At 59.2% G+C, this 22,273-nt stretch carries 13 protein-coding genes; 11 read left to right on the top strand and 2 right to left on the bottom strand.

Annotated features, from left to right (window positions below; translation table 11 throughout):
* Positions 1 to 10 precede the first annotated feature (10 nt).
* The 6 genes from L463_RS06385 (at position 11) to L463_RS06405 (ending at position 11,003) form a co-directional block, all read left to right on the top strand.
* The gene (locus tag L463_RS06385) at positions 11 to 1,258 is read left to right on the top strand and encodes a CmpA/NrtA family ABC transporter substrate-binding protein (protein WP_032104322.1); all 1,248 of its coding nucleotides are present in this window, start codon (positions 11 to 13) and stop codon (positions 1,256 to 1,258) included.
* Between the two features lie 2 nt (positions 1,259 to 1,260).
* On the top strand, positions 1,261 to 2,139 hold the full coding sequence (gene ntrB, locus L463_RS06390) for a nitrate ABC transporter permease (protein WP_032104324.1): 879 nt from the start codon (positions 1,261 to 1,263) through the stop codon (positions 2,137 to 2,139).
* A gap of 9 nt (positions 2,140 to 2,148) precedes the next feature.
* Positions 2,149 to 2,937 (top strand): ABC transporter ATP-binding protein, encoded by a 789-nt coding sequence (locus tag L463_RS06395; protein ID WP_023314268.1) that lies wholly within the window; start codon positions 2,149 to 2,151, stop codon positions 2,935 to 2,937.
* Positions 2,938 to 2,949: 12 nt separating this feature from the next.
* Positions 2,950 to 6,936, top strand: a complete 3,987-nt coding sequence (nirB, locus tag L463_RS0122865) for a nitrite reductase large subunit NirB (protein WP_081752226.1) — start codon at positions 2,950 to 2,952, stop codon at positions 6,934 to 6,936.
* A complete protein-coding gene (locus tag L463_RS06400; RefSeq protein WP_023296757.1) occupies positions 6,933 to 9,410 on the top strand; it encodes a nitrate reductase in 2,478 nt (825 codons plus the stop codon). The genes nirB and L463_RS06400 overlap by 4 nt, the downstream gene beginning before the upstream one ends.
* A 174-nt stretch (positions 9,411 to 9,584) precedes the next feature.
* On the top strand, positions 9,585 to 11,003 hold the full coding sequence (locus L463_RS06405; protein WP_017384247.1) for a YchO/YchP family invasin: 1,419 nt from the start codon (positions 9,585 to 9,587) through the stop codon (positions 11,001 to 11,003).
* Position 11,004: 1 nt separating this feature from the next.
* On the opposite strand, the gene narL is transcribed toward L463_RS06405, so the two are convergent.
* Together narL and narX are read right to left on the bottom strand one after the other, a co-directional pair.
* A complete protein-coding gene (gene narL / locus L463_RS06410; protein WP_003856701.1) occupies positions 11,005 to 11,655 on the bottom strand; it encodes a two-component system response regulator NarL in 651 nt (216 codons plus the stop codon).
* Positions 11,648 to 13,444 (bottom strand): nitrate/nitrite two-component system sensor histidine kinase NarX, encoded by a 1,797-nt coding sequence (narX, locus tag L463_RS06415; protein WP_023296756.1) that lies wholly within the window; start codon positions 13,442 to 13,444, stop codon positions 11,648 to 11,650. Before narX ends, narL begins: the two co-directional genes overlap by 8 nt.
* 309 nt (positions 13,445 to 13,753) lie before the next feature.
* On the opposite strand from narX, the gene L463_RS06420 reads away from it, so the two are divergent.
* The 5 genes from L463_RS06420 (at position 13,754) to narI (ending at position 22,192) form a co-directional block, all read left to right on the top strand.
* Positions 13,754 to 15,151 (top strand): NarK family nitrate/nitrite MFS transporter, encoded by a 1,398-nt coding sequence (locus L463_RS06420; RefSeq protein WP_032673241.1) that lies wholly within the window; start codon positions 13,754 to 13,756, stop codon positions 15,149 to 15,151.
* A 381-nt stretch (positions 15,152 to 15,532) separates the two neighbouring features.
* The gene (locus tag L463_RS06425; RefSeq protein ID WP_032104497.1) at positions 15,533 to 19,276 is read left to right on the top strand and encodes a nitrate reductase subunit alpha; all 3,744 of its coding nucleotides are present in this window, start codon (positions 15,533 to 15,535) and stop codon (positions 19,274 to 19,276) included.
* The gene (narH, locus tag L463_RS06430; protein WP_017384243.1) at positions 19,273 to 20,808 is read left to right on the top strand and encodes a nitrate reductase subunit beta; all 1,536 of its coding nucleotides are present in this window, start codon (positions 19,273 to 19,275) and stop codon (positions 20,806 to 20,808) included. The genes L463_RS06425 and narH overlap by 4 nt, the downstream gene beginning before the upstream one ends.
* Entirely contained in the window at positions 20,805 to 21,515 is a 711-nt protein-coding gene (gene narJ / locus L463_RS06435) for a nitrate reductase molybdenum cofactor assembly chaperone (protein WP_023296754.1), read from the top strand. Before narH ends, narJ begins: the two co-directional genes overlap by 4 nt.
* Complete coding sequence (narI, locus tag L463_RS06440; protein WP_032673240.1) at positions 21,515 to 22,192, top strand: respiratory nitrate reductase subunit gamma; 678 nt, start codon at positions 21,515 to 21,517, stop codon at positions 22,190 to 22,192. Before narJ ends, narI begins: the two co-directional genes overlap by 1 nt.
* Positions 22,193 to 22,273 lie beyond the last annotated feature (81 nt).

The following is a 22,273-nucleotide window of genomic DNA, read 5'->3' as shown; positions in this document are numbered from 1 at the left end:
AGGAGCAATTATGGCGGATTTGTCGAGACGGCGGTTATTGCAGGCCAGCATGCTGGCGAGTGGTGCGATGCTGTTGCCGGGTGTCATGCAGGCCGCATGGGCGGCGGGGTCAGATAAGCCGGAGCAGGATACCGTGCGTATCGGGTTTATCCCCCTGACCGACTGCGCGCCCGTGGTTATCGCGGCCCTGAAAGGGTTCGATAAAAAACACGGCATTACCATTGTACCGACCAAAGAGGCGAGCTGGGCGGCGGTGCGCGACAAGCTGGTGGCGGGCGAGCTGGACGCTGCGCACATTCTTTACGGCCTGCTGTACGGTCTGGAGCTGGGTATCGCGGGCAAGCCGCAGCAGATGGCGAACCTGATGACCCTCAACCAGAACGGACAAGCCATTACGCTCTCCAGCGATCTGGCGGAGAAGGGCGTTCGTGACCTCGACGGGCTGAAAAAGCTGATTGCGCAGCAGGCGCCGGGAACCTACACCTTCGCGCATACCTTCCCGACGGGAACGCACGCCATGTGGCTCTACTACTGGCTGGCCAGCGCGGGGATTAACCCGTTTGACGACGTGCGCACCGTGGTGGTGCCGCCGCCGCAGATGGTGATGAACATGCGCATTGGCAACATGGTCGGGTTTTGCGTTGGCGAGCCGTGGAACGCGCGGGCGATTAACGACCGCATCGGGTTTACCGCCGCCACGTCGCAGTCCATCTGGGCCGATCACCCGGAAAAGATCCTCGGCACCCGACGTGACTGGGTGGCGAAAAACCCGCACACCGCGAGGGCGCTGGTGAGCGCTGTGATGGAAGCCGCGCGCTGGATCGAGGCGTCAGCGGAAAACAAACGCGAAACCGCGCAGATCCTTTCGCGCCGCGCCTGGCTCAACTGCAAGGAACAGTATCTCACCGGACGCATGCTCGGCGAGTACGACAACGGGGTCGGTCAGCGCTGGCAGGATGCACACCCGATCCGTTTCTTCAACGAGGGTGCCGTGAGCTACCCGTATCTCTCCGACGGGATGTGGTTCTTAACCCAGTTCCGCCGCTGGGGCTTGCTCAACGCCGCGCCGGATTACGCGGGCATTGCACAGCGCATTAACCAGACCGCGGTCTGGCAGGATGCCGCGACCGCCGTGGGCGGCATGTCCACACCGTCATCACCGTATCGCAGCAGCACCCTGATGGACGGCACCGTCTGGGACGGCACCGATCCGGAAGGGTACGCCAACCGCTTCGCCATTCACCGTAAAGGGGCCTGAGTATGCAGCATATGCAAAATACAAAACCACAAGAGACGTCAGAGAGCGGGGAAGTGATTGTCCTGCCTCCGCTACAGGTTCGCCGTCGTGCGCCAGCCTTTACGCGTCGGATGAATGAATTTTTACAGCGCGTCATCCCGGCGCTGCTCGGTCTCGGCCTGCTGGTGCTGCTCTGGCAGCTGGCGGCGATAAACAGTAAAGGCTTTCCGACGCCGCTCAGCACGCTTGATTCGGCCATGACCCTGTTTGCCGATCCGTTTTATCGCGACGGGCCAAACGATATGGGCATTGGCTGGAACGTGCTGGCGTCGTTGCAGCGCGTCGCCATCGGCTTTGGTCTGGCGGCACTGGCGGGCATTCCGCTGGGCTTTTTGATTGGCCGCTTCACCTTTTTCTCCCGCATGTTCAACCCGCTGATCGCGCTCCTGCGTCCTGTCAGCCCGCTGGCCTGGCTGCCTATCGGCCTGCTGCTGTTCCAGAAGGCGGAGCCTGCATCGAGCTGGACCATTTTTATCTGCTCCATCTGGCCGATGGTCATTAATACAGCCGAAGGGGTGCGCCGTATTCCGCAGGACTACCTCAACGTAGCCCGGGTGCTGCAACTCTCAGAGTGGACCATCATGCGCCGCATTCTTTTCCCCGCCGTGCTGCCTGCGGTACTGACCGGGGTACGTCTTTCCATTGGCATTGCCTGGCTGGTGATTGTCGCCGCCGAGATGCTCACCGGAGGTTTAGGCATTGGCTTCTGGATCTGGAATGAGTGGAACAACCTCAACGTCGAAAACATTCTCATCGCCATCGTCATCATTGGCGTGGTCGGGTTGCTGCTGGAGCAGGGGCTGATGCTGATCGCCCGTCGCTTTAGCTGGCAGGAAAAATAAGGAGTGAAGATGAAACCGTTAATTCAGGTCCAGGCCGTGAGCCAGCGTTTTTCCACCGCCAGCGGCGAGTTTCTGGCGCTGCAAAACGTCTCTTTTGATATCCACGAGGGCGAAACCGTCAGTCTGATTGGTCACTCCGGCTGCGGCAAGTCGACGCTGTTAAACCTGATCGCCGGGATCACGCTGCCGACGGAAGGCGGGCTGATTTGCGACAACCGCGAAATCGCCGGGCCGGGGCCCGAGCGCGCGGTGGTGTTCCAGAACCATTCGCTGCTGCCGTGGTTAACCTGCTTCGACAACGTGGCGCTGGCGGTGGATCAGGTTTTCCGTCACACCATGAGTAAGGCCGAGCGCAAAGCGTGGATTGAGCACAACCTCGACCGGGTGCAGATGGGCCACGCGCTGCATAAGCGCCCCGGGGAGATCTCCGGCGGTATGAAGCAGCGCGTCGGGATTGCCCGGGCGCTGGCAATGAAGCCGAAAGTGCTGCTGATGGATGAGCCGTTTGGCGCGCTCGATGCGCTGACACGCGCCCATCTTCAGGATTCGGTGATGCAGATCCAGCAGGCGCTGAACACCACCATCGTGCTCATCACCCACGATGTGGACGAGGCGGTACTGCTCTCTGACCGCGTACTGATGATGACCAACGGCCCGGCGGCCACCGTGGGTGAGATCCTGCGCGTCGATCTGCCGCGCCCGCGCAACAGGGTGCAGCTGGCGGATGACAGCCGCTATCACCACATGCGCCAGCAGATCCTCTATTTCCTCTACGAAAAACAGCCGAAAGCGGCGTAATGAGGGGGCACGATGCGACTGGTCATTATCGGTAATGGTATGGCGGCAACCCGGCTGATTGCGTCGCTCACCGGGCGTGTTCCCGGTCGTTTCGCTATCACCGTCATCGGTGACGAGCCTGAGCAGGCGTACAACCGCATCCAGCTTTCACCGGTGCTGGGTGGCGAAAAGCAGGCGGAGCACATCTGTCTGCACGATGAAGACTGGTACACGGCACGAGGCGTGACGGTGCTGCGAGGAGAAAAGGCGCTCGCAGTAGACGTCAACGCGCGTGAAGTGCATACCTCTGCTCGCACGCTGGGCTGGGATGCGCTGGTGTTTGCCACCGGGTCTACCCCTGTAGTGCCGCCGATCCCCGGCGGCGATGCACCGCATGTGTTCACCTTTCGCACCCTGGCAGAGACCCGCGCCATCCAGAATATCTCCGGGCCGGCGGTAGTGCTGGGCGGCGGCGTACTCGGCGTGGAGGCAGCGGCAGCGCTGGCGCGAAACGGTGACAACGTCACGCTTATCCATCGCGGCACGTGGCTGATGGAACAGCAGCTGGATCAGCAGACGGGACTGCTGCTTGACGAGGCGCTGGCGAAGCGGGGCGTACGCTGTGAACTCGCCTCCGGCATCACGGCCATCACTGACGATGCCGTGACGTTGCTCGACGGACGCCGCATCGCCGCCACGCGCGTGGTGCTGGCTACGGGTGTACAGCCCAACGTCGCGCTGGCAAAAGCCAGCGGCATTCGCTGCGCGCGCGGCATTGTGGTGGATCAGCAGATGCAAACCTCCGTGCCGGATATCTACGCCATCGGCGAGTGCTGCGAAATTGACGGCCAGACGTTTGGCCTGGTCGCCCCCTGTCTGGCGCAGGCGGATATTCTTGCCGCGCGGCTGGCCGGGGAGGTCACCGCGCCGTTTACCCTGACCGACAACGGCGTGCGCCTTAAGGTGACCGGCGTGGCGCTGTTCAGCCTCGGACGCGCGACGGCGCAGGCGGACGATGTGGTCTGGAGTTCATGGGACCCGCTGACCCGTCACTATCGACGTTTACTGATCCATCAGGGGACGCTGGCTGGCGTGCTGCTGATGGGTGACTGCCGCAGCGCGGCAACCTTTACCGATTTACTGGCAACGGCTGCGCCCGCCCACGCGGACTGGCTGTTCGATCGTTTCACAACGCAACCGCAGGTTGCAGGACAGAACGCTATGACAAAACCTACTCTGGTGGTGGTTGGGCACGGTATGGTCGGCCATCATTTCCTCGAAGACTGCGTTAACCGCAATTTGCATCAGCAATATCAGATTATTGTTTTTGGCGAAGAGCGCTATGCGGCCTATGACCGCGTGCATCTGTCGGAATATTTTGGCGGACGCAGCGCGGACTCGCTCTCGCTGGTGGCGGGGGAGTTCTTTGCCGATAACGGCATTGAGCTGCGCCTCTCGCAGCAGATCGTCGCTATCGATCGTGATGCACACGTAGTGCGTACCGTCAGTGGCCATGAGACTCACTGGGACAAGCTGGTGCTGGCGACCGGCTCGTACCCGTTCGTACCACCCGTTCCGGGCAACGATCTGCCGGGTTGTTTTGTCTACCGCACCCTCGACGATCTGGACAACATTGCGGCCCATGCGGCAGGCTCTCGCCGCGGCGTGGTAATTGGCGGCGGCCTGCTGGGGCTGGAGGCCGCGAATGCGCTTAAGCAGCTCGGGCTGGAAACCCACGTGGTGGAGTTTGCGCCTAACCTGATGGCGGTGCAGCTCGACAGCGACGGCGCGGCAATGCTGCGTAAGAAAATTGAGGCGCTGGGCGTAGGGGTACACACCAGTAAATCGACGACGGAGATTGCCACCGCAGACGACGGGCTGGTGCTGCGCTTTGCCGATGGTGAACAGCTGGAAACGGACATGGTGGTCTTCTCTGCCGGTATTCGGCCGCAAGACGCGCTGGCGCGCAGCAGCGGGCTGGCTGTCGGCGAGCGCGGCGGGATCTGCATTGACGACGGCTGCCGGACCTCGGATCCGGATGTGCTTGCCATCGGTGAATGCGCGCTGTGGGAGGGGAAAATCTTTGGCCTGGTGGCACCGGGCTACCAGATGGCGCGCGTGGCCGCCGCTGTGCTGGCGGGTGAGGAGAAGCGCTTCACCGGCGCGGATATGAGTACCAAACTCAAGTTGCTGGGCGTGGATGTGGCGTCGTTTGGCGATGCCCACGGGCGCACGCCGGGCGCGCTGAGCTACCAGTGGACGCACGGGCCGCAGCAAATCTACAAAAAGATTGTGGTCAGCCACGACAGCAAAACTCTGCTGGGTGGCGTGCTGGTGGGCGATGCCAGCGAATACGCCACGCTGGTGCAGATGATGCTCAACGGCATCAGCCTGCCAAAAGAGCCGGAAACGCTGATCTTACCCGTATCGTCAGGCAGCGCGCCGAAAGCGCTGGGCGTGGCGGCGCTGCCGGAAAGCGCGCAGATCTGTTCGTGTCATAACGTCAGCAAAGGGGATATCTGCCAGGCGGTAAGCGCGGGTGCGACGGATATCGGCGCCATTAAGCAGTGCACCAAAGCCGCGACCGGCTGCGGAGGCTGTAGCACGCTGGTGAAGCAGGTGATGGAGTTCCAGCTTGCAGAGCAGGGCGTGGAGGTGAAAAAGGATATCTGCGAACACTTCCCGTACTCGCGTCAGGAGATTTATCACCTGGTGCGCGTCAACCATATCCGCACCTTCGACCAGCTTATCAGCCGCTACGGTCAGGGACACGGGTGCGAGATCTGTAAGCCGCTGGTGGTATCGGTATTGGCTTCCTGCTGGAACGAGTATCTGCTGAAACCGGCGCATCTGCCGTTGCAGGACACCAACGACCGCTATTTCGCCAATATTCAGAAGGACGGAACCTACTCCATCGTCCCGCGCATGCCCGCCGGGGAAGTGACGGCTGATGGGCTGATCGCCATCGGCCAGATCGCGAAACGCTATAGCCTTTACAGCAAAATTACCGGCGGGCAGCGTATTGACCTGTTTGGCGCCACGCTCGAGCAGTTGCCGGAAATCTGGCAGGCGCTGGTGGAGGCCGGGTTTGAGACCGGACATGCTTACGGGAAATCCCTGCGCACGGTGAAATCCTGCGTCGGGTCGACCTGGTGTCGCTACGGCGTGCAGGATTCCACCGGCCTCGCGGTCAGGCTGGAGCACCGCTACAAGGGCCTGCGCGCGCCGCACAAAATCAAAATGGCGGTCTCCGGCTGTACCCGTGAGTGCGCAGAGGCGCAGAGCAAAGACGTGGGGGTGATTGCCACGGACAAAGGCTGGAACCTCTATCTGTGCGGCAACGGCGGGATGAAGCCGCGCCACGCGGATCTCTTCGCCAGCGATCTGGACGACGAAACGCTGATCCGCACCGTTGACCGTTTCCTGATGTTCTACATTCGCACGGCAGATCGTCTGCAACGCACCAGTACCTGGATGGATAACCTGGAAGGCGGCCTCGACTATCTGCGCGAGGTGATCCTCAACGACAGCCTGGGGATCGCCCACGAGCTGGAGCAGGAGATGGCCCGGGTGGTGGAGACCTACCAGTGCGAATGGCAAACCACCCTTAACGATCCTGACCGCCTGGCGCTGTTCCGCACCGCGGTGAACGTCCCCGCCGCGGAGGAGAACAAGCGCTGGCAGGAAATTTGTAATATCGACGAGATCCCGGAGCAGGCGGGCATTGGCGCGCATCTTGGGCGCAAACCGATTGCGCTGTTCCGCTTTGGCAAAACCGTTTATGCCCTCGACGATCGGGAGCCGGGCAGCCGCGCGAACGTGCTGTCACGCGGCATCCTCGGCGATGCGGCGGGGGAACCGGTGGTGATCTCGCCGCTCTACAAGCAACGTATTCGTCTGCGCGACGGGTGTCAGGCTGAGAGCGGGGCGCCTGCGGTGCGTGCCTGGCCGGTAAAAATTGAAAACGGCAAGGTGTGGGTTGGAAATGAAGAGCTGGTGATGCGCGCGGAGGCCTCATGACGGAAACCCGGACAACGTGCCCTTACTGCGGGGTGGGCTGCGGCGTGGTCGCCAGCGCAGACGGTGAAAAGGTGAGCATTCGGGGGGATGAAACTCATCCGGCGAATTTCGGTCGTCTGTGCGTAAAAGGATCTGCCCTTGGGGAAACCACGGGGCTACAGGGACGCCTGCTGCGCCCGGTTGTCGATGGCCGGGAGGTGGCATGGCCGCAGGCGCTGGGCGAAGCGGGCGAGCGGCTGCGGAACATCATCAACGAATGGGGGCCGCAGGCGGTGGCGTTTTATGCCTCCGGCCAGCTGTTGACCGAGGATTACTATGCCGCCAACAAGCTGATGAAAGGCTTTATCGGGGCGGCGAACATTGATACCAACTCGCGGCTGTGCATGTCATCGGCGGTGGTGGGCTACAAACGCGCCTTCGGTGAGGACGTGGTGCCGTGCAGCTATGAGGACGTGGAAAACAGCGATCTGGTGGTACTCGTTGGCTCGAACGCGGCCTGGACGCATCCGGTGCTGTATCAGCGGCTGGTGCTGGCAAAACACAACAATCCGCAGATGAAAGTGGTCGTGATCGATCCGCGTAAAACCGCCACCTGCGATATCGCCGATCTCCACCTCGCGCTCAGACCCGGCAGCGATGCCGGGCTCTTTGTGGGGTTGCTCAATCTGATTCAGGGGCGCGGCGAGTGGCCGATCCCTCGCGTGGCGGCGTTTTGCGATCTGCCTTCAGACGAGATTGGCACCTTCTACGACTGGTTTGTCACCGCGCCACGCGCGATCACGCTCTACACCATGGGGATCAACCAGTCCTCCAGCGGCAGCGACAAGTGCAACGCCATCATTAACGTGCATCTTGCCAGCGGAAAGTTCAACCGCCCTGGCTGCGGCCCGTTTTCGCTGACCGGACAGCCAAATGCCATGGGCGGGCGGGAAGTGGGGGGACTGGCGAACCAGCTGGCGGCGCACATGAACTTCGAGCCGGACGATCTCTCGCGCGTGGCGCGTTTCTGGGGAACGGAACGGCTGGCGCAGACCCCGGGCCTGATGGCGGTGGAACTGTTTGACGCCATTGCCCGCGGCGAGGTGAAGGCGGTGTGGATCATGGGCACCAACCCTGCCGTGTCACTTCCCGACAGCCACGCGGTGTGCCAGGCGCTGGCGGCCTGCCCGCTGGTCATGGTATCTGAGGTGATGCAGGAGACGGACACCAGCCGGTTTGCCCATATCCGTTTTCCCGCCCTGGGCTGGGGCGAGAAAAACGGCACGGTGACCAATTCAGAACGCCGTATCTCCCGCCAGCGCGCCTTTCTGCCTGCGCCGGGCGAGGCCAGACCGGACTGGTGGATCATCGCCCGGATCGCAGACCAGCTCGGTTATGGCGATGCCTTCGCCTGGGAACACCCTCAGGAGATATTTTGTGAACATGCGGCGCTAACGGCGTTTGAAAATAACGGCGAACGGGCGCTAAACCTGCGCGAACTGGCGTCGCTGTCGCGAGAGGCGTGGGACGAGCTGGCGCCTTATCAGTGGCATGCCGGTGATTTCCCGCAAAGAACGCTTGTTCCGGTTGACCCCTCCCCGCATGGGGCAGGCGTCGACGAATTGTACCCCTTGATACTGAATACCGGGCGGATCCGCGATCAGTGGCACACCATGACGCGCACGGGGTATGTTCCGCGTCTGATGCAGCATATCGATGAGCCTTTTGTTGAGATGAACGCAACCGATGCGGCGCGCGCCGGGCTGACTGACGGCCAGCTGGCGCGGGTAAGCTCCCCGCGCGGAGTGATGGTTGCCAGAGTACGTATCTCCACCGCGCAGCGTGCAGGCGAGCTGTTTGCGCCGATGCACTGGAACGCGCAATTTGCCCGGCAGGGTAAGGTCAATGCGCTGGTGGAAGGGCGGGTTGATGCCGGGTCCGGCCAGCCGGAGAGTAAACAAACCGCGGTGAGGATCATGCCCTGGCTACCCGCCTGGCAGGGTGAACTGTATGCCCGCGAGCTGCCAGCGCTGCCGCCGTCGGTCTGCTGGTGGCGTAAAGCCTCACGTCTGACGGTGGCGGGGGAGCAGCCGTTGCTGTCGTGGATCATGGCGTACGCCAGCGGTCGGGGCTGGCAGTTACAGGTGGCACAGACGGGAGAACGCAGCAGCGTGCTCGCCTGGCATCACGGTGAGCTGATGCTGGGCTACTGGGAGGGCCATACGCTGCCGGCGCTGGCGCATGCGTTTATTGAAGAAGCCTTTGCTGCTGCGCCCGTCCAACTTGCTGAACGCCATGCGCTGCTGCACGGGCAACGGCCGGACGAAGATGCCGATCCCGGGCGAATTATCTGTAGCTGCTTCAGCGTGGGTGAAAATACGATACGTAAGGCAATAGCCGGAGGCTGTGATTCTGCCCCAGCGCTGGGCGTGAAGCTGCGCTGCGGCACGAACTGTGGTTCCTGCGTGCCGGAGCTGAAAGCGCTGTTGGGATAATAGTGTAAGGGCGTCGGGTGGCGGCTTCGCACCGGTACGAATTTGTAGGTCGGGTAAGGCGAAGCCGCCACCCGACAAATCTTTTCAGGATATTCCTGAAATTTCTCTTAAGACTGGTTTTCAGGGCTTATGGCGTTAACATAATAAGTGTTTGTTCATAAACACAGGTTCTGATTGACGACGTTGAAGGCTGTATCGTCCCGCATCCGTTTTTTGCTGTTACTCCCCCTTTTTACGGCTGGAGCCGTTCATGGTGCGCCGAAATCCTTCGTGCAGCAGGCGCAAAATCCGTTTGATAACAACGGCGATAGTCTGCCGGATCTCGGCATGGCGCAACCGACCAGCGAAGGCGAAAAGCATCTGGCTGAAATGGCTAAGGCATTCGGTGAAGCCAGTATGACCGATAACGGCCTGACGGCCGGGCAGCAGGCGCGACAGTTCGCGTTTGGCAAGGTGCGGGATGCCGTGAGCGGGGAAGTCAACGAGCAGATTGAATCCTGGCTTTCACCCTGGGGAAACGCCAACGTCAATGTGCTGGTGGATGACGACGGCAACTTTAACGGCAGCAGCGGAAGCTGGTTTATCCCCTGGAACGACAACACCCGCTATCTGAGCTGGAGCCAGCTTGGGCTGACGCAGCAGACAGACGGGCTGGTGAGTAACGTCGGGGCAGGTCAGCGCTGGGTTGCCGGAAACTGGCTGCTGGGCTACAACACTTTTTACGACAACCTGCTGGAAGACAACCTGCAACGTGCCGGGCTGGGCGCAGAGGCGTGGGGTGAAAACCTGCGCCTGTCGGCCAATTACTACCAGCCGTTCGCTGGCTGGCAGCCGCGTTCCGACATCCGCGAGCAGCGCATGGCGCGCGGATACGACGTAACGGCCAAAGCCTGGCTTCCCTGGTTTCACCACCTGAACACCAGCGTCAGCTTTGAACAGTATTTTGGCGATAACGTCGATCTGTTTAACAGCGGTACGGGGTATCACAACCCGGTTGCGGTCAACCTGGGGCTGAACTATACCCCCGTACCGCTGGTCACCCTGACGGCTGCCCATAAGCAGGGGGAGAGCGGCGTTAGCCAGAATAACCTCGGGCTGAAGCTCAACTATCGTTTTGGCGTGCCGCTGGCGAAACAGCTTTCCGCCGGGGAAGTGGCGGCGACGCGCTCGCTGCGGGGCAGCCGCTATGATTCACCCGATCGCGATAATCTGCCCGTGATGGAATTCCGTCAGCGCAAAACCCTCTCGGTATATCTGGCCACGCCGCCGTGGGATCTTAAGCCAGGCGAAACGGTGATGCTGAAGCTGCAAATTCGCAGCACGCACGGTATCCGGCAGATCCACTGGCTGGGTGATACCCAGGCGCTCAGCCTGACCTCACCGGCAAACGGCAACAGCAGCGATGGCTGGAGTGTGATCATGCCTGCATGGGATGATTCGGAAGGGGCGAAAAATACATGGCGGCTTACGGCCGTGGTGGAAGATAAGGATGGGCAGCGTGTCTCCTCCAATGAGATCACGCTTTCCGTGGTGCAACCGCTCGTCGCAATGCCTGCCGACGATCCACGGTGGAAGTTGCTGCCGGATGAGTAAGTTAAAAAATGCGCTCCTGATGCACCCAGACGGCGGCTTCGACGCGGGATTTTAACTTCATTTTTTTCAGCATGTGTTTGACATGCACTTTGACCGTGCTCTCGGTGATGTCCAGACGGCGGGCGATCATTTTGTTCGGCAGCCCCTGGGCAATCAGCTTCAGAATGTCACGCTCGCGCGGGGTCAACTGGCTGACGTCACGATCAGACGTGGCGCGGTTCGCACGCAGGCTGGCGGCCAGTACCGGCGTTAACGCTTCACTCAGCACCATCTCGCCTGCGGCAGCCTGTTGCAGCGCCTTGAGCAGATCTTCCGGCTCCATATCTTTCAGCAGATAGCCGTCTGCCCCTCGCTTGAGGGCGGTGACCACGTCTTCTTCATGGTTTGAGACGCTGAAGACCACCACCCGGCCAGAGAGGGATTTCTCCCGCAGCTTGTCGAGGGTTTCCAGGCCATTCATGCCCGGCATGTTGAGATCGAGCAAGATCAAATCAGGATCGAGCGATTCGGCAAGTTCAATACCCTGTTCGCCGTTACTGGCTTCCCCGACGACGGTGATATCTGGCGCCATGCTGACAAGCTGTTTAACGCCAGTGCGCAGCATCGGATGATCGTCAATCAACAGGATAGATGCCGGTTCCTGATTAGTCATGGTTTTCTCCTTGAGCAGTTATGAGGGGCTTTTCGGGTATAAAGGTGACCACAACTTCGGTGCCACCTGACTCTCCCCGGCGAACCTGGCAATCACCGCGCAGGCTTTGCGCGCGGTCTCGCATAATAATTAAACCATAGTGGTTCGTTCGTTCGGCATTTTCCGGCACGCCGCGGCCGTTATCCTGAACCCTGAGCTTCACCTGATTATCCTGGCAGCTGACGGTGACCGTGACGGCCGTCGCCTCGGCATGCTTGAGCACGTTGCTCAGGGCTTCGCGGGCAATTTGCAGCAAGTGGATCGCCTGGTGAGAGGGGACAAAACGCGGTGGCAGCTGGTAATCCAGCTTCACCGGGAAGCCCAGCCGGGCGCTAAACTCCTGACAGCTGGATTCCAGCGCAGGGCGCAGCCCCGGCTCGGTGAGCTGCAAACGGAAGGTGGTCAGCAGCTCGCGAAGCTGAATCCACGAGGTGTTAAGCTCGTTGCGGATCTGGCTGAGCAGCTGTTTGCTGCTCTCGGGCATGCCTTCATCCTGCATTTGCAGGCAGCTCACCTGCATCTTCATGCAGGAGAGGGACTGGGCGATGGAGTCGTGCAGCTCGCGGGCGATGGTGGCACGCTCCTCCATCACGATCAGCTGCTGCTGTTTCTCCTGGTGGCGGTCGAGCGCCAGCGTGGCCGTGAGCTGCTCAACAAGCGTATCGACCAGTTGCTGCTGGTCGTGGCTCAGGTGACGTCCGGCGGGCAGGGTGGCCAGCAAAATACCGTACTGGGTATGGCTGTCCATCAGCCGCCACTTGAGGGTCGTGCCGCTGGTGGTAAGCGGCGGCAAGCCGCGCGGGCACAGATGACACCCTTTATCGTCGCAGGAGATATCCGACTGACAGGTAAATTCCTGATGATTTTCCTCATCTTCAACGTCGTAAACCCGTAGCTCAAGATCGTGGAGCAGAGTCAGGTTTTGCAGGCCGTTCAGTACCGGCGAGAGACGTTCGCAAAGCGGGACCTGCATATGCAGGCGACGGTTTGCCTGCCAGAGGAAAGAGAGGATCTCGTTTTTCTGCTCAAGCCCGGCGGTTTTCTCCTGGACGCGTTGTTCCAGTACCGCGTAGCTTTCTGATAGCTCTGCCGACATGGTGTTGAGCGCCTCGCCGAGCATCGCCATTTCGTTGCGCCCGCTGATGTGCGTGCGCTGGGTAAAATCGCGCTGTGTGACGGCGCGGGCCATCGCCAGGAGCTGTTTCCAGGGGTTAAGCAACCGCGCGCGCAGCCAGATAACCGTGAAAATCAGCAGCAAACCCATAAACAGCGCCATTGCGCGGTGAACCATCACCACACGGTCAATGCGTAACTCCGTGGTGCGATCGAACGAGGAGACAAGATGATCGATGCGTGATACAAACCCGGCGACATCCCGGGCGACCGTTTCCCGGTCTTCCGCCCGCTTTAATCCGGGCTCCAGTTGGGTATGCCAGTAGCCCTGAAGCGCCTTAAGCTGAGATTGCTGACCGTCACGGATGGCGGCTCTTTCCAGTTCAGGGCTGAATGCGGTACGCTCCATTTCGTCGATAAGCGGTTGGTCAGCCTGCGTCAGCGGCACCGACGCCAGCAGCCGGTAACTCTGCATACGTAGTGAGCCTGCCTCGTTGATGGCATGCGCGTTACCCTGTACACCCTGTACCAGCCAGCCAGAAATAGCCATGCCGGTCACGCCGATAGCGGTGGACAGCAGAACAATAAGCGCCAGCTGGTTAACCAGCGTCAGCGGAGATAAACATCTTTTTAACATAGAGTTGCCGGGCTCCTGACGTGACCTGATTGCAGGAATGGCGCTATTCTGGTGCATACCCTGGAGTATACCCATACCAATAAAGGATTACCTCTAAATTGCCAGAGGGGTAACGGTTAGTGGGTGGACGAAGCAGGGATGCGTCAGCACCGTGAAAAACCACACCTTTTTTACGTTTTGCATCTACTCATTAAGAGTGATGGCTTTTTTTTCGCCGCAAAACCTCCCACTTTTCCTTTGATTTATATCAACTTACCGCCGCCCTAAAGCCCTAATGTTTGCAGCATCATTCGAGAATCAGAGGTGTCTATGAGTCACTCTTCCGCTCCCGAAAGGGAAACTGGTGCCGTTATTACAGACTGGCGTCCAGAGGATCCGGCGTTCTGGCAACAGCGCGGCCACCGTGTAGCAAGTCGTAATCTGTGGATTTCCGTTCCATGTCTGTTACTGGCGTTTTGCGTCTGGATGTTGTTTAGTGCGGTTGCGGTTAACCTGCCAAAAGTGGGCTTTACCTTTACCACCGATCAGCTGTTTATGTTGACCGCGTTGCCGTCGCTTTCAGGCGCACTGCTGCGCGTTCCTTACGCGTTTATGGTGCCGGTCTTTGGCGGTCGTCGCTGGACGGCTTTCAGTACCGGGATCATGATCGTGCCGTGCGTGTGGCTCGGTTTTGCGGTGCAGGATACCTCCACACCGTTTAGCGTATTCGTGATTATCTCTCTGCTGTGCGGTTTTGCGGGGGCGAACTTTGCGTCCAGTATGGCAAACATCAGCTTCTTCTTCCCGAAAGCGAAGCAGGGTGGTGCGCTGGGCATTAACGGCGGCCTCGGTAATATGGGCGTGAGCGTGATGCAGCTGATTGCCCCGCTGGCGATCTCTGTCTCCATCTTTGCGGCCTTTGGCGGCGGCGGTGTGACGCAGCCCGACGGTTCCGTGCTGTTCCTGCAAAACGCCTCCTGGATTTGGGTACCGTTCCTGGTGGTCTTTACCCTGGCGGCGTGGTTCTTCATGAACGATCTGTCCGCGTCCAAAGCGTCACTGAGCGAGCAGCTGCCGGTGCTGAAGCGTGGCCACCTGTGGGTGATGGCGCTGCTGTATCTGGCGACCTTCGGCTCGTTCATCGGTTTCTCAGCAGGCTTTGCCATGCTGTCTAAAACCCAGTTCCCGGACGTGCAGATCCTTCAGTTTGCCTTCTTCGGTCCGTTTATCGGCGCGCTGGCACGTTCGCTGGGCGGGATGATCTCCGACCGTCTGGGGGGAACGCGCGTTACGCTGGTGAACTTTGTTGTGATGGCCATCTTCTGTGCGCTGCTGTTCCTGACGCTGCCTGCGGGTGGTGAGGGAGGTAACTTCTTTGCCTTCTTCGGCGTATTCATGGTGCTGTTCCTGACCGCCGGGCTGGGCAGTGCGTCTACTTTCCAGATGATCTCTGTCATCTTCCGCAAACTGACCATGGACCGCGTCAAAGCGCAGGGTGGGAGCGACGAGCAGGCAATGCGTGAAGCCGCCACCGATACCGCTGCGGCGCTTGGGTTTATCTCTGCGATTGGCGCGATTGGCGGCTTCTTTATTCCAAAAGCGTTCGGCATCTCACTGGATCTGACCGGCTCTCCGGCGGGTGCGATGAAAATATTCATCGTCTTCTATATCGCCTGCGTGGTCATCACCTGGCTGGTATATGGCCGTAATACCAAGAAAAACAAGTAAGCTTGATTATCCGTTTGCGCGGCCTGAGTGCCGCGCTTTTTTTAAACACTGAATAGTTACAACATACTATCGACGTTACCCGTGATCACCCGCAGGTAACGCTGTGATCGCCATCGCTTTACAGGTGTGTCTACCCCTTAATACCTAAGATGTTAAATTTTGCCTCGACTATTGTACGATAAATAAAATATATCTATATAAATCATAAAGTTAAAAAATATTAACGGCTACCGCTTTGGTGGTATTTGATCTAATACCCCCCTTCAGAGACCCCCTTCGTCTTGATCGTTATCAATTCTCACCATCTTTCATAGCGTTACCTTCGCTGCAAATCAGCAATGTCGATTTAGAGAGCCACAGGCTCCACACAGGAGATACCCGATGAGCAAATTTTTGGACCGGTTTCGCTACTTCAAACAGAAGGGTGAAACTTTTGCCGATGGGCACGGCCAGGTTCTGGATACCAACCGGGACTGGGAAGATGGTTACCGTCAACGCTGGCAGCATGACAAAGTTGTCCGTTCTACCCACGGCGTAAACTGCACTGGCTCATGTAGCTGGAAGATTTTCGTTAAAAACGGTCTGGTGACCTGGGAAATGCAGCAGACCGATTATCCGCGTACCCGTCCGGATATGCCGAACCACGAGCCGCGCGGCTGCCCGCGTGGGGCCAGCTACTCCTGGTATCTCTACAGCGCCAACCGTCTGAAATACCCGCTGATGCGTAAACGCCTGATGAAAATGTGGCGTGAAGCGAAAGTGCAGCACAGCGATCCGGTTGATGCCTGGGCCTCCATTATTGAAAATGCCGACAAAGCGAAAAGCTTCAAGCAGGCGCGTGGTCGCGGTGGTTTCGTTCGTTCTTCCTGGAAAGAGGTGAACGAGCTGATTGCGGCTTCCAACGTCTACACCGTGAAAACCTACGGTCCTGACCGTGTGGCAGGCTTCTCGCCAATCCCGGCGATGTCGATGGTCTCTTACGCCTCCGGCGCGCGCTACCTGTCACTCATCGGTGGTACCTGCCTGAGCTTCTACGACTGGTACTGCGACCTGCCGCCAGCGTCACCACAGACCTGGGGTGAGCAGACCGACGTGCCGGAGTCCGCCGACTGGTATAACTCCAGCTACATCATCGCCTGGGGCTCTAACGTTCCGCAGACCCGTACCCCGGATGCGCACTTCTTTACCGAAGTACGTTACAAAGGGACCAAAACCGTCGCCGTGACCCCGGACTACGCCGAAATCGCCAAACTGTGCGACCTGTGGCTGGCGCCGAAACAGGGTACCGATGCCGCAATGGCGCTGGCGATGGGCCACGTCATGCTGCGTGAATTCCACCTCGACAAGCCAAGCCAGTATTTCACCGATTACGTGCGTCGCTACACCGACATGCCAATGCTGGTGATGCTCGAAGAGCGTGACGGCTATTACGCCGCAGGCCGTATGCTGCGTGCCGCGGATCTGGTGGACGCGCTGGGTCAGGAAAACAACCCGGAGTGGAAAACGGTCGCCTGCAACAGCAACGGCGAGCTGGTGGCGCCAAACGGTTCTATCGGCTTCCGCTGGGGCGAAAAAGGCAAATGGAACCTGGAGCAGCGTAACGGCACCACGGGTGAAGAGACGGAGCTGCGTCTCAGCATGCTGGGCAGCCAGGACGAGATCGCCGATGTCGGCTTCCCGTACTTTGGTGGTGAAGGTTCCGAGCACTTCAACAAGGTTGAGTTGCAAAACGTTCTGATGCACAAGCTGCCGGTGAAGCGCCTGCAACTGGCAGACGGTTCTACTGCTCTGGTCACTACCGTCTACGATCTGACCATGGCGAACTACGGCCTGGAGCGCGGCCTGAACGACGAAAACTGCGCGACCAGCTATGATGACGTGAAGGCTTATACCCCAGCCTGGGCGGAGCAGATCACCGGTGTGCCACGCGCCCAGATCACCCGTATCGCCCGCGAATTTGCGGAAAACGCCGACAAAACCCACGGTCGCTCCATGATCATCGTCGGTGCCGGTCTGAACCACTGGTATCACCTCGATATGAACTATCGCGGCCTGATCAACATGCTGATCTTCTGCGGCTGCGTCGGGCAGAGCGGCGGCGGCTGGGCGCACTACGTGGGCCAGGAAAAACTGCGTCCGCAGACCGGCTGGCAACCGCTGGCGTTTGCCCTTGACTGGCAGCGTCCGGCTCGTCACATGAACAGCACCTCCTACTTCTATAACCACTCCAGCCAGTGGCGCTACGAGACGGTTACCGCCCAGGAACTGCTGTCGCCGATGGCGGATAAATCCCGCTACAGCGGCCACCTGATTGACTTCAACGTGCGCGCTGAGCGTATGGGCTGGCTGCCGTCTGCGCCGCAGCTGGGTACGAACCCGCTGCGTATTGCGGAAGCGGCGAAGCAGGCGGGCATGTCACCGGTGGACTACACCGTTAAATCCCTCAAAGACGGCTCAATCCGCTTCGCGGCAGAACAGCCGGAGAACGGTAAAAACCATCCGCGTAACCTGTTCATCTGGCGCTCTAACCTGCTGGGTTCTTCCGGTAAAGGCCACGAGTACATGCTGAAATACCTGCTCGGTACCGAAAACGGTATTCAGGGTAAAGATCTCGGCAAGCAGGGCGGCGTGAAGCCGGAAGAAGTGGAGTGGAAAGACAACGGTCTCGACGGAAAGTTGGATCTGGTGGTGACGCTGGACTTCCGTCTGTCCAGTACCTGCCTGTACTCCGACATCGTGCTGCCTACTGCCACCTGGTACGAAAAAGACGACATGAATACGTCGGATATGCATCCGTTTATTCATCCGCTGTCTGCGGCCGTTGACCCGGCGTGGGAATCAAAAAGCGACTGGGAAATTTACAAAGACATCGCGAAGAAATTCTCTGAAGTCTGTGTAGGGCACCTGGGCAAAGAGACCGACGTGGTGACGCTGCCAATCCAGCACGACTCCGCTGCCGAACTGGCTCAGCCGCTGGACGTGAAGGACTGGAAAAAAGGCGAGTGCGATCTGATCCCGGGCGTAACCGCGCCGCACATTATTCCGGTTGAACGTGATTACCCGGCAACTTACGAACGCTTTACCTCTATCGGCCCGCTGATGGAGAAGATCGGTAACGGCGGTAAAGGCATCGCCTGGAACACCCAGAGCGAAATGGATCTGCTGCGCAAGCTCAATTACACCAAAGCAGACGGCCCGGCGAAAGGCCAACCGATGCTGAACACGGCAATTGATGCGGCAGAGATGATCCTGACCCTGGCCCCGGAAACCAACGGCCACGTGGCGGTGAAAGCGTGGGCGGCCCTGAGCGAGTTTACCGGTCGTGACCACACGCACCTGGCGAAGAATAAAGAGGAAGAGAAAATCCGCTTCCGCGATATTCAGGCCCAGCCGCGCAAGATTATCTCCAGCCCGACCTGGTCTGGCCTCGAAGATGAACATGTGTCCTATAACGCCGGATACACCAATGTTCACGAGCTGATCCCATGGCGCACGCTTTCTGGCCGTCAGTCTCTGTATCAGGATCACCAGTGGATGCGTGACTTCGGTGAAAGCCTGCTGGTTTACCGTCCACCAATCGACACCCGCTCCGTGAAAGCGGTGATGGGCGCGAAATCGAACGGTAACCCTGAGAAGGCGCTGAACTTCCTGACGCCGCACCAGAAGTGGGGTATCCACTCCACCTACAGCGACAACCTGCTGATGCTGACGCTGTCGCGCGGGGGGCCAATCGTCTGGATGAGCGAAGCGGACGCCAAAGATCTGGGTATCGAAGATAACGACTGGATCGAAGTGTTCAACAGCAACGGCGCCCTGACGGCACGTGCGGTGGTGAGCCAGCGTGTACCGGCCGGGATGACCATGATGTACCACGCGCAGGAACGTATCGTTAACCTGCCGGGGTCTGAGATCACCGAGCAGCGCGGCGGTATTCACAACTCCGTGACCCGTATTACGCCGAAGCCGACCCACATGATCGGTGGTTATGCCCAGCTGGCCTACGGCTTTAACTACTACGGCACCGTAGGATCGAACCGCGATGAGTTCGTGGTGGTACGTAAGATGAAGAATATTAACTGGTTAGATGGCGAAGGTAATGACCAGGTACAGGAGAGCGTAAAATGAAAATTCGTTCACAAGTCGGCATGGTGCTGAATCTGGATAAATGCATCGGCTGTCATACCTGCTCAGTCACCTGTAAAAACGTCTGGACCAGCCGTGAAGGTATGGAGTACGCCTGGTTCAACAACGTGGAAAGTAAGCCGGGCACCGGCTTCCCGACCGACTGGGAAAACCAGGAGAAGTGGAAGGGCGGCTGGATCCGTAAAATCAACGGCAAACTGCAACCGCGCATGGGTAACCGTGCCATGTTGCTGGGAAAAATCTTCGCTAACCCGCATCTGCCGGGCATTGATGATTACTACGAGCCGTTTGATTACGACTACCAGAACCTGCACAACGCGCCGGAAAGCAAACACCAGCCGATCGCCCGTCCTCGCTCGCTGATCACCGGCCAGCGCATGGACAAAATTACCAGCGGTCCAAACTGGGAAGAGATTCTGGGCGGCGAGTTCGAAAAACGCGCCAAAGACCAGAACTTCGAGAACATGCAGAAGGCGATGTACGGCCAGTTCGAAAACACCTTCATGATGTACCTGCCGCGCCTGTGCGAACACTGCCTTAACCCGGCGTGCGTGGCGACCTGCCCAAGCGGCGCCATCTACAAGCGTGAAGAAGATGGCATTGTGCTGATCGACCAGGACAAGTGCCGCGGCTGGCGTATGTGCATCACCGGCTGCCCGTACAAAAAAATCTACTTCAACTGGAAGAGCGGTAAGTCTGAGAAGTGCATCTTCTGCTACCCGCGTATCGAAGCCGGTATGCCGACCGTCTGCTCAGAAAGCTGCGTAGGTCGTATCCGCTACCTCGGCGTGCTGCTGTACGACGCGGACGCGATTGAAAATGCCGCAAGCACCGAGAACGAGAAAGATCTGTATCAGCGTCAGCTGGACGTCTTCCTCGATCCAAACGATCCGAAGGTTATTGAGCAGGCGCTGAAAGACGGTATTCCGCAGAGCGTGATTGACGCCGCACAGCAGTCCCCGGTGTACAAAATGGCGATGGACTGGAAGCTGGCCCTGCCGCTGCACCCGGAATACCGCACGCTGCCGATGGTCTGGTACGTGCCGCCGCTGTCTCCGATTCAGTCTGCGGCGGACGCGGGTGAACTGGGCAGCAACGGCATTCTGCCGGACGTGGAAAGCCTGCGTATCCCGGTTCAGTATCTGGCCAACCTGCTCACCGCAGGGGATACCCAGCCGGTACTGCTGGCGCTGAAACGTATGCTGGCGATGCGTCACTTCAAACGTGCCGAAACCGTTGACGGCGTTAACGATACCCGCGCGCTGGAGGAGGTTGGTCTGACCGAAGCGCAGGCGCAGGAGATGTACCGCTATCTGGCAATCGCTAACTACGAAGATCGTTTCGTGGTGCCGAGCAGCCACCGTGAACTGGCTCGCGAGGCCTTCCCGGAGAAAAGTGGGTGTGGCTTTACCTTTGGCGACGGTTGCCACGGGTCAGACAGCAAATTCAACCTGTTCAACAGCCGCCGCATTGACGCGATGGATGTGACCAGCAAAACGGAGCCGCACCAATGATTGAACTCGTCATTGTTTCGCGTCTGCTCGAGTACCCTGATGCTGCGCTTGTGCAGCATCAACAGGAACTCTTTGATGCACTCGCGTCATCTGAAAACCTGGATAAAGTGGATGCCCAGAAGCTGGGCGTTTTCCTCCGCGATCTGCTGGCACGCGATCTTCTTGATGCGCAGGCGGACTACAGCCAGCTGTTTGACCGGGGCCGTGCCACGTCTCTGCTGCTGTTCGAACACGTTCACGGTGAATCCCGCGACCGTGGTCAGGCGATGGTGGATCTGATGGCCCAGTACGAGCAGCACGGTTTGCAACTCGACAGCCGCGAGCTGCCGGATCACCTGCCGCTGTATCTGGAATATCTGGCACAGTTGCCGAAAGAGGAAGCGCTGGGCGGGTTGCAGGACATTGCTCCTATTCTGGCGTTGCTCGGCGCGCGTCTCCAGCAACGTGAGAGCAGCTATGCAGTCCTGTTCGATCTGCTGGTGAAACTGGCTAACGCCTCGGTTGACAGTCAAAAAGTGGCGGAAAAAATTGCGGATGAAGCCCGTGACGATACCCCACAAGCACTGGATGCCGTCTGGGAAGAAGAGCAGGTGAAATTCTTTGCTGACCAGAGCTGTGGCGAATCTGAAATCTCCGCGCATCAGCGTCGTTTTGCCGGAGCGGTGGCTCCGCAATATTTGAATATCTCTAACGGAGGACAGCACTAATGCACTTCCTGAATATGTTCTTCTTTGACATTTACCCGTATATCGCGGGCACCGTGTTCCTGGTGGGAAGCTGGCTGCGTTATGACTATAGCCAGTACACCTGGCGTGCTGCCTCCAGCCAGATGCTGGATCGTAAAGGGATGAACCTGGCGTCAAACCTGTTCCACATCGGGATTTTGGGAATTTTCGCCGGCCACTTCCTGGGGATGCTGACCCCGCACTGGATGTACGAAGCGTGGCTGCCGATTGAAGTGAAGCAGAAGATGGCGATGATTGCCGGCGGCGCCTGTGGCGTGATGACCCTGGTGGGTGGTCTGCTGCTGCTGAAACGACGTCTGTTCAGCCCACGCGTGCGGGCTACCACGACCGGAGCGGACATCCTGATCCTCTCCCTGCTGATGGTGCAGTGTGCGCTTGGTCTGCTGACCATTCCATTCTCTGCGCAGCATATGGACGGCAGCGAGATGATGAAGCTGGTGGGATGGGCGCAGTCTGTCGTGACCTTCCGCGGGGGCGCTTCTGAGCATCTGGACGGCGTGGCGTTTATCTTCCGCGTTCACCTGGTGCTGGGTATGACCCTGTTTGTGCTGTTCCCATTCTCTCGCCTGGTGCACATCTGGAGTGCGCCGGTGGAGTACCTGACGCGCAAATATCAGGTTGTGCGTGCCCGTCGCTGATTCGCTGTATTAATACAACCCCGCATTTGCGGGGTTTTTTTTGTCCCCGATCCAGGGGGGCGTGCGGATGCCGGGTGGCGG

The sequence above is a fragment of the Enterobacter sp. BIDMC 27 genome (assembly GCF_000534415.1).
GTDB classification, from domain to species: domain Bacteria; phylum Pseudomonadota; class Gammaproteobacteria; order Enterobacterales; family Enterobacteriaceae; genus Enterobacter; species Enterobacter hormaechei_C.
This window is presented reverse-complemented; position numbering and strand designations above follow the sequence as displayed.